The 13753-nt window shown below is 66.2% G+C and carries 12 protein-coding genes; 6 read left to right on the top strand and 6 right to left on the bottom strand.

Annotated elements, in window-relative coordinates:
• Positions 1–114: 114 nt before the first annotated feature.
• From HMI57_RS02965 to malQ, 5 genes are all read right to left on the bottom strand, one after another.
• Positions 115–1518: an OFA family MFS transporter gene (locus tag HMI57_RS02965; RefSeq protein ID WP_171584419.1), complete on the bottom strand. Its 1404-nt coding sequence runs from the start codon at positions 1516–1518 to the stop codon at positions 115–117.
• A 151-nt stretch (positions 1519–1669) separates the two neighbouring features.
• A complete protein-coding gene (locus HMI57_RS02960) occupies positions 1670–2458 on the bottom strand; it encodes a class I SAM-dependent methyltransferase (protein ID WP_346655116.1) in 789 nt (262 codons plus the stop codon).
• A gap of 9 nt (positions 2459–2467) precedes the next feature.
• The gene (locus HMI57_RS02955; protein WP_171584418.1) at positions 2468–4045 is read right to left on the bottom strand and encodes an EAL domain-containing protein; all 1578 of its coding nucleotides are present in this window, start codon (positions 4043–4045) and stop codon (positions 2468–2470) included.
• A 3-nt stretch (positions 4046–4048) separates the two neighbouring features.
• A complete protein-coding gene (locus tag HMI57_RS02950; protein WP_346655131.1) occupies positions 4049–4405 on the bottom strand; it encodes an STAS/SEC14 domain-containing protein in 357 nt (118 codons plus the stop codon).
• A gap of 146 nt (positions 4406–4551) precedes the next feature.
• Positions 4552–6681 carry a 4-alpha-glucanotransferase gene (gene malQ, locus HMI57_RS02945; protein WP_171584416.1) on the bottom strand — a complete coding sequence of 710 codons (2130 nt, stop codon included), beginning with the start codon at positions 6679–6681 and terminating at the stop codon, positions 4552–4554.
• 46 nt (positions 6682–6727) lie between these two features.
• Between malQ and HMI57_RS02940 the strand changes: the two genes are divergently transcribed.
• Complete coding sequence (locus HMI57_RS02940) at positions 6728–7012, top strand: acylphosphatase (RefSeq protein ID WP_171584415.1); 285 nt, start codon at positions 6728–6730, stop codon at positions 7010–7012.
• An 80-nt stretch (positions 7013–7092) separates the two neighbouring features.
• A complete protein-coding gene (locus HMI57_RS02935) occupies positions 7093–9075 on the top strand; it encodes an acyl-CoA dehydrogenase family protein (RefSeq protein ID WP_171584414.1) in 1983 nt (660 codons plus the stop codon).
• Positions 9076–9117: 42 nt separating this feature from the next.
• On the opposite strand, the gene allB is transcribed toward HMI57_RS02935, so the two are convergent.
• Complete coding sequence (allB, locus tag HMI57_RS02930; RefSeq protein WP_171584413.1) at positions 9118–10494, bottom strand: allantoinase AllB; 1377 nt, start codon at positions 10492–10494, stop codon at positions 9118–9120.
• A 165-nt stretch (positions 10495–10659) separates the two neighbouring features.
• Between allB and HMI57_RS02925 the strand changes: the two genes are divergently transcribed.
• The 4 genes from HMI57_RS02925 (at position 10660) to uraH (ending at position 13753) form a co-directional block, all read left to right on the top strand.
• Positions 10660–11943: an aldolase/citrate lyase family protein gene (locus HMI57_RS02925; protein ID WP_171584412.1), complete on the top strand. Its 1284-nt coding sequence runs from the start codon at positions 10660–10662 to the stop codon at positions 11941–11943.
• The gene (locus HMI57_RS02920; RefSeq protein WP_171584411.1) at positions 11936–12751 is read left to right on the top strand and encodes a bifunctional allantoicase/(S)-ureidoglycine aminohydrolase; all 816 of its coding nucleotides are present in this window, start codon (positions 11936–11938) and stop codon (positions 12749–12751) included. Before HMI57_RS02925 ends, HMI57_RS02920 begins: the two co-directional genes overlap by 8 nt.
• A gap of 178 nt (positions 12752–12929) precedes the next feature.
• Entirely contained in the window at positions 12930–13424 is a 495-nt protein-coding gene (gene uraD / locus HMI57_RS02915) for a 2-oxo-4-hydroxy-4-carboxy-5-ureidoimidazoline decarboxylase (protein ID WP_171584410.1), read from the top strand.
• Positions 13421–13753, top strand: a complete 333-nt coding sequence (gene uraH / locus HMI57_RS02910) for a hydroxyisourate hydrolase (protein ID WP_171584409.1) — start codon at positions 13421–13423, stop codon at positions 13751–13753. Before uraD ends, uraH begins: the two co-directional genes overlap by 4 nt.

The raw sequence follows: 13753 nt of genomic DNA, 5'->3' as shown, positions 1-13753 counted from the left end.
GCCCGGCGTCAGGCGCCGAACAGTGCCGACACGCGGGTCATGGTCTGGAAGACCCCGTAGGCCAGGGGCAGTGCCACCAGGGCCCATACGAAAATGGTGCTTGCTGCCTTCATCTCATACCTCCATTGCAGGTTCTTTAGCGCCGGTCCCGGTCTCGGGTGCCGCCTTGGGTTCGTGGAACTTCGAGTCGACGGGCTTGATCATCAGGTTGGCGATGAAGCCGATGATCAACAGGCCGACCATGGTGAGCAACGCTGGCTGGTAGGCAGCAGCGGTGAGCTCGCCCGGGGTGCCCTGGGCGTCGAGGAAGCCGTTGATGATCAGGGGGCCGGCGATACCGGCTGCGGACCAGGCGGTCAGCAGTCGGCCGTGGATGGCGCCCACCTGGTAGGTGCCGAAGAGGTCACGCAGGTACGCGGGAACGGTAGCGAATCCACCACCGTAGAAGGACAGGATCACGAAGGCCAGCACCACGAACAACAGGGTGGTGCTTGAACCGAACAGTGAAAGCACTGCGTACAGTACCGCGCCAGCACCCAGGTAGACCATGTAGATCCGCTTGCGGCCGACAATGTCGGAGGTGGAGGACCAGACGAACCGGCCACCCATGTTAGCGATCGAGAGCAGACCCACGAAGCCGCCAGCAACGGCGACGGTGATTGCCGTGGTGCCGTCCGGTTGGCGGAAGAAGTCCTGGATCATCGGGGACGCCTGCTCGAGGATGCCGATACCGGCTGTGACGTTGCAGAAGAGCACGATCCAGACCAGCCAGAACTGCTTGGTCTTGATGGCGTTCTTGGCTGAGACGTTGTCGGTGGTGACAAGAGGCTTGGACTTCAGCGTTGACGGGTCGAAGCCTTCCGGCTTCCAGTCAGCTGCGGGCACCTTGATGGTGAACGCGCCGAACATCATGTACACGAGGTAGACGGCAGCAAGGGTGAGGAAGAGGAAGCCGACCGCTTCGCCGCTGGCAACCCAGCCCTCGGCGTCCGAGTTCGGGTCGTACATCCGCAGCAGCTGGGTGGACAGAGGGCTGGCGATCAGCGCGCCGCCACCGAAGCCCATGATGGCCATGCCGGTGGCCAGTCCTGGCCTGTCCGGGAACCACTTGATCAGGGTGGAGACAGGCGAGATGTAACCGATGCCCAGGCCAATGCCGCCGATGAACCCGTAGCCCACGTAGACGAGCCACAGCTGGTTGGTGAAGATACCGAGCGAGCCGATGAGGAAACCGCTGGTCCAGAACAGGGCTGAGGTGAACATGGCCATGCGGGGGCCGTTCTTGTCCACCCAGGTGCCCATCACTGCGGCGGAGAGGCCCAGCATCACGATGGCGATCGAGAAGATCACACCGATCTGGGTCAGGCTCGCGTCGAAGTGCTCAACCAGTGCGGTCTTGTACACGCTGGTGGCGTAGGCCTGGCCGATACACAGGTGCACCGCCAGCGCTGCGGGGGGAATCAGCCAACGGTTAAACCCGGGCGGGGCGATGGTGTGTTCACGGGCAAGCCAGCTCATCAAGTACTCCTTCGTCACGGAGAGCGTGGGGGTGCAGCCTGGACGGCAGCCACGGACGCTACGTTCAAATGTTCAATGTTCAACTTCCTAAGGGTAGACGAAGATCACACCGTCTGTTGAACAGCCGTTGAGTGCCCGAAATCCCCGGGGATCAGGCCCGCGGCGCGAGCGCGGCGTAATAGCCGGGGATTTGCTCCGGCTGGCCCTTCGTCCTCATGGCCACCGCGTCAATCGTGACCGACCCGTCCTCGAGGACTGTCCAGTCGCAGTCGTCAAACGCCGCCAGCCGTTCGGCGGGCCCGAAGTGGCCGGGTTTCGGCAGGCCGGCGATCGCCAGTTTAAGCGGCCGGGGAATCCGACGCGGCGAGGCACCCAGACGGGCAATGTAGTCCAGAGCGTTGCCCCGAAAGTTCGTTTCGACAAGGAAGACCCGCCCCTGCTGGCCCACCAGGGGCAGCAGATTCGCGGCCAGGGCAGACCGTGCCGCGGGATCGAGGATGTGGAGGACCCCGCGGACAAATACGTTGCAGTCGCCCAACTCGGCAGACAATAGGTCTCCAGCACCCGCGGCCGTGCAATCGAGGGCACGAAAATCGACGTTAGGCAGGTCGGTGGTTTGCTCCCGGGCTCGGGCAACCGCGCCGGGCGCGACGTCAACGCCGATGGCCTGTGGGAAGTGGCTCGCCAGGAGGCGGGTGAAGCTGCCGTGGCCGCACCCCACATCCACCACGGGCAGGACCGGGTTCAGGGTCCGCTGCAGTGCGGGCAAAAAACTGGCGAACTCATGGTCAGTGCCGGCGTCCCACAGCACATCCCCGTCGGCACCGGTTCTCTGGATCCGCCCCCAATAGCCCTCCCAGGCCGTGTTCCGGTTCCTGGGCACCCGTGAGGACAGCCTGATGATGGAGGGCAGCAGGAGGTACTTCTTCAGGGGTGACACCCGCCTAGCCTATGCCCTGGGTTCGTCGTTGGTCCGATTCCTGGCCGGGGCGTCGCGGTCAGCGGCACCGCCCAGTCCGCCCGTAATGACCCCCGCCATGTTTGCGGCCTTCATCGGTCTGGCGAAGAAGTAGCCCTGGCCCAGGCAGCACCCCATGTCGGCGAGGATCCGGGCCTGGTCAGCGGTTTCGATTCCCTCCGCGATGGAGGTGAGCCCGGCCGCTTCGATGAGTTGCAGGACGGCTGCAATGAACTTCTGCTGCCGCGGATCTTTCGCAATGTCCTCGATGAGCGAGCTGTCCATCTTCACGGCCTGTGCCGGGAGCTTCCGCAGGTAGCTGATGGAGGAGTACCCGGTACCGAAGTCGTCAATTTCGACGCCGACCCCCAGCGCGCGCAGCGCCCGGAGGTTCGCGGTGCTGGCACCCGGGTCGGTCATCAGCGACGTTTCGGTGATCTCGACGATGAGCCGTCCGGACGGAACCGCGTGATCGACCAGTCTCCGTTTGATGAGTCCGAGCAGTCCCGGAGTGCTGCTCGTGGCGGCCGAAAGGTTAACCCGCACCGCGAAGTTGCGGCCGGTGAGCAGGCGCTCCCAGTCGCCCAACTGGGACGTGACTTCCCTGATCACCCATTCGTCAACGTCCAGGACCAGCCCGCTCTCCTCGGCGATCCCGATGAAGTCCTCCGGATGGAGGAGCCCACGGCGGGGATGCTGCCAGCGGACCAGCGCCTCGGCCCCCACCACTGCGGAGGTGGTCAGCGACACTACTGGCTGGTAGTGCACCCTCAACTCGCCGACCGGAATTCCCCGGCGTAACTCCTCGAGGGTGTTGAACCGCTCGTGCGTGGCCTTCAACATGGCTGGGTCGAACACCTGGACGTTGCCCCGGCCCCGCTTCTTGGCCACATACATCGCGGTATCCGCGTCCCGCATCAGGTCCTCACCGGTCTGGCCGGTTTCACCACACCGCACGCCGATGCTTGCGAAGGTGCGGATACTGATTCCCGACACCATCATCTCCGGGCTCAGGGCTTCCAGGGCGCGGCCCGCGATCTCCAGGGCCATCCGGTCGGAGGTTTGCGGCAGCAGTACCGCGAATTCGTCGCCTCCAAGCCGGGCAACAGTGTCGGTGTCCCGCACCGCCGAGGTCAGGCGCCGCCCCACCTCGATCAGGACCTCATCTCCCGCCGAGTGGCCGAGGCTATCGTTGACGGCCTTGAACGCGTCGAGGTCCAGCAGGATCAGCGCGGCCGGGTCCATCCCTTGCGCGGCGGCGACCATCTCGGCATCGATCCGACGCCGCAGCATATAGCGGTTGGGCAGCCCCGTCAGGCTGTCGTACATTGCCAGCCGCTCCAGTTCGACCTGGGCTGCGTGCAAGCTGGCTGTCCGGTCCTGCACCCGCTGTTCCAGCTCCTTGTATAGGAACTCCAGTTCCTCGGCGAGCAGGTTCACCCCACTGATTACCGCGTCTACTGAATCCCGGGCGGGTGACACCTCAAGCCGCGCCGACAGATCTCCCGAGGATAGCCGGACGATTCCCTCGACAAGGGCGTCGAGCCGCTGGTCGGGGAGATCTTCCACTGGCTATTCCTGCCTCAACCAGGCGGTCGCATCGGTCTCGGAGGTGAAGAACCTGGTGGGACAGGGGAGGGTGCTGACCCCCAGGATAAAATTGGCGATCACCTTGTCCACCTGGGAGGACCCCAGCAGCGCGATCCTGGACGCCGCACACGGCAACCCAAACACTTCCCGAGCACCACGGCTCACGGCCTTGGTGGTCGCCATGTCGACCAGCATCGGATGGCGCGCGCCAGCGCACAACTCGTTTACCCGGTCCATCGCGCGGCGGGCATCTTCCTCGGCGATCGAGATTCCCCTCGCCCAGCGCAGCCGCAGGATGCTGTCGGTTCCCAGCGTAAGGGTCGCGTCAATCCCTTCAATCCCGTCCGGGAGGGACTCAGCCACGACGGATCGCCGGATGTTCCCATCGGGCTGGCACGCGCGGGGCACGCACCGGTGGAGCTAAGACCATGGATATAGCATAGATCTCCACGACGCCCGTCAGGTACTAAAGAGCGTCGTGTGAATCAGCCGGCCATTACCCGGGCGAGCGCGGCGAACCGCTCACTGCCGGGGAGGTCGTCGATCAGCACCGATTTGCCGTCCGGACCGGCGAGCGGGATCCGCCAGTTGGGGTACTCATCCTTGGTGCCGGGCTGGTTCTGGGTGCGCCGCTCCCCGACCGCATCGGTCAACGCGACACCCAACAGGACCGACGGGGTCCGCACGATGAACCGGTGCAAGGCCTCGACGGTTTCCTCCACGGTGCCTGCCGATCCTTCGGCGGTCGGCCCGGTCACCGACCGCACCAGGGACAGCACCGACTCCTGGGCGACCTGGTCGGCGGCCCGCTCTTCCTCGACCGGACGGTTGAGCAGGCCCAGCGACTCGCGCAGGTCAACATGCTCACCGGCCAGGTACCCGGCGGTGGGCGGCAGATCGTGGGTGGTCACGGACGTGAGGCACGCCTGACGGTAGTTTTCGGGCCGGCGGGGGCCGCCGTCGTCGTGCTCGAACCACAGGATCGAGGTGCCGAGGATCCCGCGCTCGGCCAGGTAGTCCTGCACCCCCGGCTCAAACACGCCGAGATCCTCACCAATGACGACGGCGCCCGCCCGCTGCGCCTCGAGGGCGAGGATGCCGATGAGGGCCTCGTGGTCGTAGTACACGTAGGTCCCGTCACCGGAAGAGCCGCCCGCTGGGATCCACCAGAGGCGAAACAGCCCGAGGATGTGGTCAACGCGAATGCCGCCCGCGTGTTTGAGGACGGTGCGGAGCATGTCCCGGTACGGCGCGTACCCGGACTCGGCGAGCCGGCCGGGGTGCCAGGGTGGCTGGCTCCAGTCCTGGCCCTGCTGGTTGAACATGTCAGGTGGTGCGCCGACGCTAATCCCGTCGGCCAGGACGCCGCGCAGCGACCAGGCATCGGAGCCGTGGGCGTGCACTCCGACGGCCAGGTCGTGGATGATCCCAATGGTCATCCCCGCGTCGAGGGCGCCCCGCTGCGCGGCCGCCAACTGCTCGTCGCAAAGCCACTGCAGCCACAGGTGGAATCGAATCCGGTCGGCCAGTTCAGCGCGCTGCGCCTCAATGTAGTCGGGGTCATCCCACTCGGCGGCCCCCGGGGCGAGGGTTTCGGCGAGTGCGCACCACAGGGCGAAGCTGTCCAGCCCCGGCCCTTCCTGGCTGAGGAACTCCTCGAAGCTGCGCTGACGCTCGGCGGTGAGCGGTAACTGGTGGATGGCTTCCAGGGCGCTCAGCTTCGCCGCGTAGCTGCTGTCCCGGTCGAGGATCTCAGCGTTCTGGTTGGCTTGTTTCAGGGCGACTGCCTGCTGTTCGATGGCGTGGCGCTGCTCTGTGGTGAGCGCGGCGAACTCCGGCACCTCTTCGACCCGCAGGTAGAGCGGGTTGAAGAACCGCCGGGTGGAGGGCAGGTACGGGGAGGGTTCGACCGGCGGCGCGGGCTCCGCGGCGTGCAGCGGGTTGATCAGCACAAAACCGGCGCCACGGCTGGCCGAGAACGCGGCGAGCTCCCGCAGGTCGGCGATATCCCCGATACCCCAAGAATCCGCGGACCGCACCGAGTACAGCTGCGCCATCAACCCCCAGGTTCGGGTCAGGCGCGCGGTGGTGTCCAGCCGCTGCGGGGTGATGACCAGTGTGCACTGAGCGGCGTCGTCGTCATCCACTGGTCCGGCGTGCAGGGTGTGCCAGCCCAGGGGCAGATCTGCCGGGAGCGCGAAGTGCACTCGCTCCCGGGCTTCGCCGTCGACCTCCGCATGCTCCGCGGGCACGTCGGCGAGCGCCAGGTCCCGGTGCCCGCCGTCCTCAAGCACCACGCGGAGGGTGGGCGTGGTCCCGGCGGGAACGGTGACCGGAACGTTCTGTGCCACGGCTTCCCTGCCGACGACGACGGGTGGAAGCGTCCGGCGCCACGGCGCCCTCTCGGACTCGGTCAGTGACCGCGTGGCCTCGTCCCCGGTCTCGCAGGCCACGCCGAGCGCGGTGAGCACTTTGGTGAGGGTCTGCGGGCTGACGCTCTTCTCGGTGCCGTCCCAGCCGCGGAATGCGGTGCCCACGTGGTGAGCTTCGGCGAGACGGTGCAGCAGGTCAGGCTCGGGCGGGGTGGACGAAGGGGGTGCTTCTGTTGCAGGCATACCTTCAAACCTAGGGGGTCGGAGGGTGGTTCGCTACGCTGGGGTGATGGACGACCAGCAGCGGACCCGGCTCACCGCCTCCATCAGCGGAACCGTCCAGGCGGTCGGATTCCGTTACTACACCCGTGAAAAGGCGCGCCAGCTGGCCCTGACCGGCGTAGCTTCAAACCGGACGGATGGGACGGTGCTGATTGTCGCCGAAGGGCCGGAGACCGCCATCCGCTCGCTGGTGGAGTGGCTCAACTCCGCTGGCGCCCCCGGCAGGGTGGACAACGTCATCGAAACGTACAGCGTGCCGACCGGGGAATTCGCCGATTTCCGGACCGAATAAAGCTACCCGGGAGTAGCATAAGGGCACAGCTCCACTGGGTCACCGACCCGCGGCGACCCACCTGAGCAAAGGGGTCAGCCATGAGCGCCGAAACTCAGCCACAGTCCGATCAGGTACTCCCCGATGCGACCCCGCCGGTTGCGCCGGACGCTGGCGGTCCGCCGGTCACCCAGCGCAGGGCGCGCGAGGTGGCCGAAGCGGCCCGTGAAACCGTGTGGACCCGGCCCAGCTTCGCGAAGGGTCTGTACCTGGGAAGCTTCGACCTGGGGCTGATCCACCCGCACCGGGTGTCCACCACCGCCGACCGGGAACACGGCGAAGCGTTCTTGCGGGACCTGACGGCTTACGCCGCCACCCTCGATGGCGGTCGCATTGAACGCGACGCCCAGATTCCGGACGAGTACCTCAGCGGGTTCGCGGCGCTCGGCGTCTTCGGCATGAAAATCCCCCAGGAATATGGCGGTCTCGGGCTGTCCCTGACCTACTACGGGCGGGCGCTGATGCTGCTGAGCTCGGTCCACCCCAGCGTCGGGGCGCTCATCTCGGCGCATCAGTCGATCGGGGTCCCCGAGCCGGTGAAGGTCTTCGGTACCCCCGAGCAAAAGCAGCAGTATCTGCCGCGCTGCGCCGCCGGTGCGGTGACGGCGTTTCTCCTCACCGAGGCCGACGTAGGCTCCGACCCCGCGCGGATGGGTGTCACCGCGACGCTCGACGGCGACGCCTACGTCCTTAACGGCAGCAAACTCTGGACCACCAACGGCGTCATCGCCGAACTGGTGGTGGTGATGGCGAAGGTCCCGCCGCACGACGGCGGCAAAGGCGGCATCTCCGCCTTCGTGGTGGAAGCCGACTCCCCCGGCATCACCGTCGAAAACCGGAACACCTTCATGGGGCTGAAAGGCATCGAAAACGGGGTCACCCGGTTCGATAATGTCAGGGTGCCGGTCGCCAACCGGCTGGGACGGGAGGGTCAGGGACTGAAAATCGCCCTGACCACGCTGAACACCGGCAGGCTCTCGATCCCGGCCATCTGCACCGCGTCGGGCAAATGGTCGCTGAAGATTGCCCGCGAATGGTCCAACGCCCGGGTGCAATGGGGGCACCCGGTGGGTCAGCACGAGGCCGTGGGCCAGAAGATCGCATTTATCGGGGCAACAGCCTTTGCCCTCGAGGCGGTGTTCGAACTCTCCGCGGCGCTGGCCGACAGCAACCAGGTGGACGTCCGGATTGAGGCAGCCCTGGCGAAGCTGTGGTCGAGTGAGATGGCGTGCCGGGTGGCCGACGAACTGGTGCAGATCCGTGGCGGTCGGGGCTATGAGACCGCCGACTCGTTGCGTGCCCGCGGGGAGCGCGCGGTGGCCGCCGAGCAGCTGCTCCGGGACCTGCGGATCAACCGGATCTTCGAGGGATCCACCGAAATCATGCACCTGCTGATCGCCAGGGAGGCAGTAGACGCCCACCTGTCGGCGGCCGGCGACCTGGCGTCGTCGGACGCTGACCTGGCCGCGAAAGCCAGGGCGGCGGTCGGGGCGAGCGGGTTCTACGCCCGCTGGCTACCCAGGCTGGTGGCAGGCCAGGGACTTAATCCTGCGGCTTATGGCGACTTCGGGAGCCTCGCCAAACACCTGCGGTTTGTGGAACGGTCCTCCCGGCGTCTGGCACGCAACACCTTCCTCGGAATGGGACGATGGCAGGCCGGGCTGGAGCACAAGCAGGTGTTCCTCGGCAGGATCGTTGACATCGGCGCTGAACTCTTCGCGATGGCGGCAGTCTGCACGCGCGCCGAGTTGCTCCGCTCAGAGGACCCGGACGAGGGCCGCGCCGCCTATCAGCTGGCCGACGCGTTCTGCCTGCAATCCCGGGGGCGGATCGGACAGCTCTTCACCGACCTATGGAGCAACACCGACTCCTCCGACCGCCGGTTGTCCCGGCAGATCCTCGACGGCACCTACACCTGGCTGGAGGAGGGGATCATTGACCAGTCCGAGGGCACCGGGCCGTGGATCGCACCCCGGCCGGAGGGTCCCTCAACCCGGCCCAACCTGCACCGGAAATACCGCTGACACCGCCGCGCGCGCCGCTGGCCGGGCCGCGAGGTCGGGACGCTACGCCGAGCCGTGGCGGAGGAGCCGCCCGGACGGAACCGAGAAGTCGATGAGCCGGCCGCGAAGGAAGGTCCGGCGCACCACCCCCGCGAGCTGCTTCCCGGCGTACGGGGTGATGGGATTCTTGTGGTGCAGCTTCCCCGGGTCGACGACGAACACGTCGTCGGGCGCAAAAATTGCCAGGTCCGCGTCAAAGCCGACCGCAAGAGCGCCCTTCGAGGCAAGCCGGGCCAGCTGCGCCGGCCGGGCGGACATCCACTCGCTGACCTGGCGAAGCTCGATCCCTCTTTGCCGCGCCTCCGTCCAGATCAGGGGAAGGCCCAACTGCAGCGAGGAGACCCCTCCCCACGCCACCGCGAAGTCACCGTTCTCCAGGTCCTTCAGATCCAGGGTGCTCGGCGAGTGATCGGAGACGATGCAGTCGATGGTGCCGTCCCGCAGGCCATTCCACAGCAACTCGCGGTTGCCCGCCTCCCGGATCGGGGGGCAACACTTGTAGGCGGTGGCGCCATCGGGGATCTCTTCGGCCGTCAGGGTCAGGTAGTGGGGGCAGGTTTCCACCGTCAGCCGGACGCCATCCTGCTTCGCCGCGGCAATCAACGGCAGGGCATCCGAGGATGACAGGTGCAGGATGTGGGCGCGTACACCCGTGCGACGGGCACGGTCAATGACCTCGGCGATCGCCACGTTCTCGGCGCCGCGCGGCCGGGAGGCCAGGAAGTCCCCGTAGACCGCTCCCGCCGCCGAAGGTGCCCGTTCGATCGCTCCCGCGTCCTCCGCGTGCACGATCATGACCGAGTCGAAGTCCGCCAGGACCGCCATGTCCCGCTCCATTTCCGCGGGATCGAGGGCGGGGAACTCATCGACCCCCGAGTGCAGCAGGAAGCACTTGAACCCGAAAACCCCCTCGTCGTGCAGGGGCCGCAGCTGGCCGGTGTTCCCGGGGACTGCCCCTCCCCAGAAGCCGACGTCGACGAACGCCTGGTCCTTCGCGACCTCCTTTTTGGTGTGCAGGGCCCCGGGGGTGGTGGTTGGTGGAATGGAGTTCAGCGGCATGTCGATGATGGTGGTGACCCCACCGGCGGCTGCGGCCCGGGTGGCAGAGGCGAATCCCTCCCACTCCGTCCGGCCCGGCTCGTTGACGTGCACGTGGGTGTCCACGACCCCCGGCAGCAGCACTTCGCCGCTGGTCAGATCGATGATCTCGCTGCCTGACAGGCCACTGCCGAGGGGTTCAACCGCACTGATCCGACCGTCAACGATTCCGACCTCGCGGGCCAGCTCACCGGTGGGCGTCATGATCCGCTCGCCCCGGATCACCAGGTCATAGTGCGGCCGGGTTCCCTCCGGTGAGCGGTTTTCGGTGGCGTGGGGCATGCTGTCTCCTGACGTCCGTCTGACCCATCAACGTACCCGGTGCTGCTACATTCGCCTAGACATATACTTCCACTCAGCAGAGAGTGGCATCCATCAGGCGAAATCGATGCGAGGAGATCCGGTGAATATTTCCCAAGGCTTTCCTGGTGGGAAGTGGATGAGCCGATGACCAGCCCCACGCTGAGCGCTGCCGACCATACGGCAATCGACACCGTACTCCAGTCAACCGACCGGCTCCTGTCCGAGAACTATCCGGGGGATGATGGCACCCGCCAGCCCGTCCACACGGTCTATGTGCCCGCCGACCGGTTCACCGAAACCCTGGTTGCGGACTGGGGCGCTGAGGCGCTCGCCGCCCTCGGCGCGCAGGGCGGCATAGAGGCGCTGTGCACCGCGATGGGGCTGCCGGCCCCGTTGATCGACCAGGTCAGTGGCCGGGTCACGGCCAAGCTCCACAGCGAACCGATCGAAGACCTCCGGCTGGACTTCGAGGACGGGTACGGGCTCCGCCCGGACGCCGAGGAGGACAGCGATACGCTGCGCGTCGCCGACCTGGTGGCCGCCACTGCAAAGGATGGCACCAGTCCACCGTTCATCGGCATCAGGTTCAAGAGCTTTGAGGAATCCACGAGGGCCAGGGGGCTGAGGACCCTCGACCTCTTCATCGCCCGGATGATGGAGCGTGGCGGCCTGCCCGAGGGTTTGGTCCTCACCCTGCCCAAGGTCAGCACGGCTGCCCAGGTCGAAGCGATGGTCTATGCCTGCGAAAAGCTCGAACAGTCTCACGCCCTCCCCGCCGGCCGGCTGCGCTTTGAAGTGCAGGTGGAAACCCCTCAACTGATCCTCGCCGCGGACGGCACAGTGCCCGTGGCGAAGCTCCTGCACGTGGGCAACGGACGCGTATCGGCTCTGCACTATGGCACCTACGACTACAGTGCGTCACTGGAGATCGCCGCAGCCCACCAGGCCATGGATCATCCCGCTGCCGACTTTGCCAAGCAGGTGATGCAGGTGGCCGTCGCGGGCACCGGCGTGCGGCTATCGGACGGCTCCACGAACATCCTGCCGTTGGGCTCGGACGAGAACATCCGCAGTGCCTGGAAACTGCATTCGACGCTGGTGCAGCGGTCCCTCGAGCGGGGGTATTACCAGGGGTGGGACCTTCACCCGGCCCAGCTTCCCAGCCGCTTCGCCGCGACCTACCTGTTCTACCGGCAGGGTTTCGGCGCTGCCGCCGCACGCCTGCGGAACTACGCGCACCGGCTGGAGAGCACAGTTCTTGATGAACCTGCCACCGCGCGTGCCCTGGCCCGGTTTCTGCAGCGGGGGCTACTCTGCGGTGCCGTTGATCCGCAGGACATCGAAGATGAGGTCCGTATTTCAGCGCACCAGCTCGCAGCGCTGGCCCAGACCGGGTTGATGCCTACCGTTGAGGAGAATAATGACTGATCCCAGCTACTACGCCCCGCAGACCGGGCTGCCACCCCAGTCGGCGCTGCTCACGGACCGCGCCATCGTGACCGAGGCGTACACCGTCATCCCCCGCGGAGTCCTGCGGGACATTGTCACCAGCGTCCTCCCCGAATGGACGGGTACCCGAGCGTGGATCCTCAACCGGCCGGTGGCAGGAGGGGCGACGACGTTCGCCCAATACCTGATGGAGGTCGCCCCCGGCGGCGGATCGGGTGCACCCGAGCCGCAGCGGGAGGTCGAGTCGTTTGTCTTTCTCCTCTCCGGGGAGCTCGACGTCACGATCGACGGCACCGCACATACCCTCACCCCCGGAGGGTTCGCCTACTTGCCCGCCGGGTCGGACTGGCAGGCGGAGAACCGTGCAGAAGACCTGGCTAAGTTCCAGTGGATCAGGAAGCGCTATGAGCCCCTCGCCGGTCACACGGCCCGGGCCGTCGTCGGCAATGAGCGCGACGTCGAACCGGGCGCCATGCCGGACACCGACAACAAGTGGCGCACCACCCGCATGCTCGATGTTCAGGACCTCGCCTACGACATGCACATCAACGTGGTCACCTTCGAGCCGGGTGCGTCCATCCCGTTCGCTGAAACACACGTCATGGAGCACGGGCTGTACGTCCTGGAGGGCAAGGCCGTGTACCGGCTGAACGGGGACTGGGTGGAGGTTCAGGAAGGGGATTACATGTCCCTGCGGGCCTTCTGCCCACAGGCCTGCTACGCCGGCGGACCCACCAACTTCCGCTACCTGCTGTACAAGGATGTCAACCGTCAGATCGTCCTTTGAATCAGTAGTGTCCAGCTGACGAAGGTTTTTCCGGTGAAATGCTTGACACTTCCGGTGTGACTGGGATTACACTTTCGTGAAATAGATATTCCGCACTGCAGAAACATCGAATCAAGTCGATTCGTCGATGGTCAAGGGTGTTCAGCGCTGCAGTGGACAACGACGAAAGCTGACACCCATGCGCCTGAACGACTTTAATTCAGCCCCTCCCACCGCAGCCGCTGCGTTCCTCTGCCCCTGCGCGGATGTTCCCCGCTGGATCACCGCCATCGTCGAGGCCAGGCCCTTCGCCTCGCCTGCCGATCTCCTGGCCCATGCCACCACCGCAGCGCCCGCTTGGACCGAAACTGAACTGGACCGGGCCCTGCAGCACCATCCCCGCATCGGAGAACGCGCCCAGGGCGCCTCCACAGAAAATGAGATGTCCCGCCGCGAGCAATCCGGCGTGGACACCTCAGCCGACGCCGCTGGACAGTTGCTCACCGGCAACCGGGAGTACGAAGCGAAGTTTGGCCGCGTGTTTCTGATCCGGGCTGCCGGCCGCAACGCTGAGGAGATCCTCACTCACCTGCAATCCCGGCTGAATAATACGCCCGAGCAAGAGCTGCCCGTGGTTGCCGAACAGCTCAGGGAAATCGCCCTCATCCGTCTGGAAGGCCTCTTCACATCATGAGCCACATCACCACTCACGTCCTCGATACGGGCACCGGCCGTCCAGCGCAGGGCATCACCGCACAGCTGTCAGCACGATCCGCCTCCGGGTGGGACCCGGTAGCGGAGGGAACCACCGACGCCGACGGCCGGATCCGGTCTCTGGGCCCGGAGCAGGTGAACCCTGGGACCTACCGGATCACCTTCGCCACCGGCGACTATTTCGGCGGCACCGGCACCGAGACGTTCTTCCCCGAGGTGACCCTGACCTTCAGCGTCACCAGCACCGAGCACTACCACGTACCGCTACTCCTGAGCCCATTCGCCTATTCAACGTATCGAGGGAGCTAA

Source organism: Arthrobacter sp. 260 (genome assembly GCF_013116745.1).
GTDB lineage: Bacteria > Actinomycetota > Actinomycetes > Actinomycetales > Micrococcaceae > Arthrobacter_D.
This window is presented reverse-complemented; position numbering and strand designations above follow the sequence as displayed.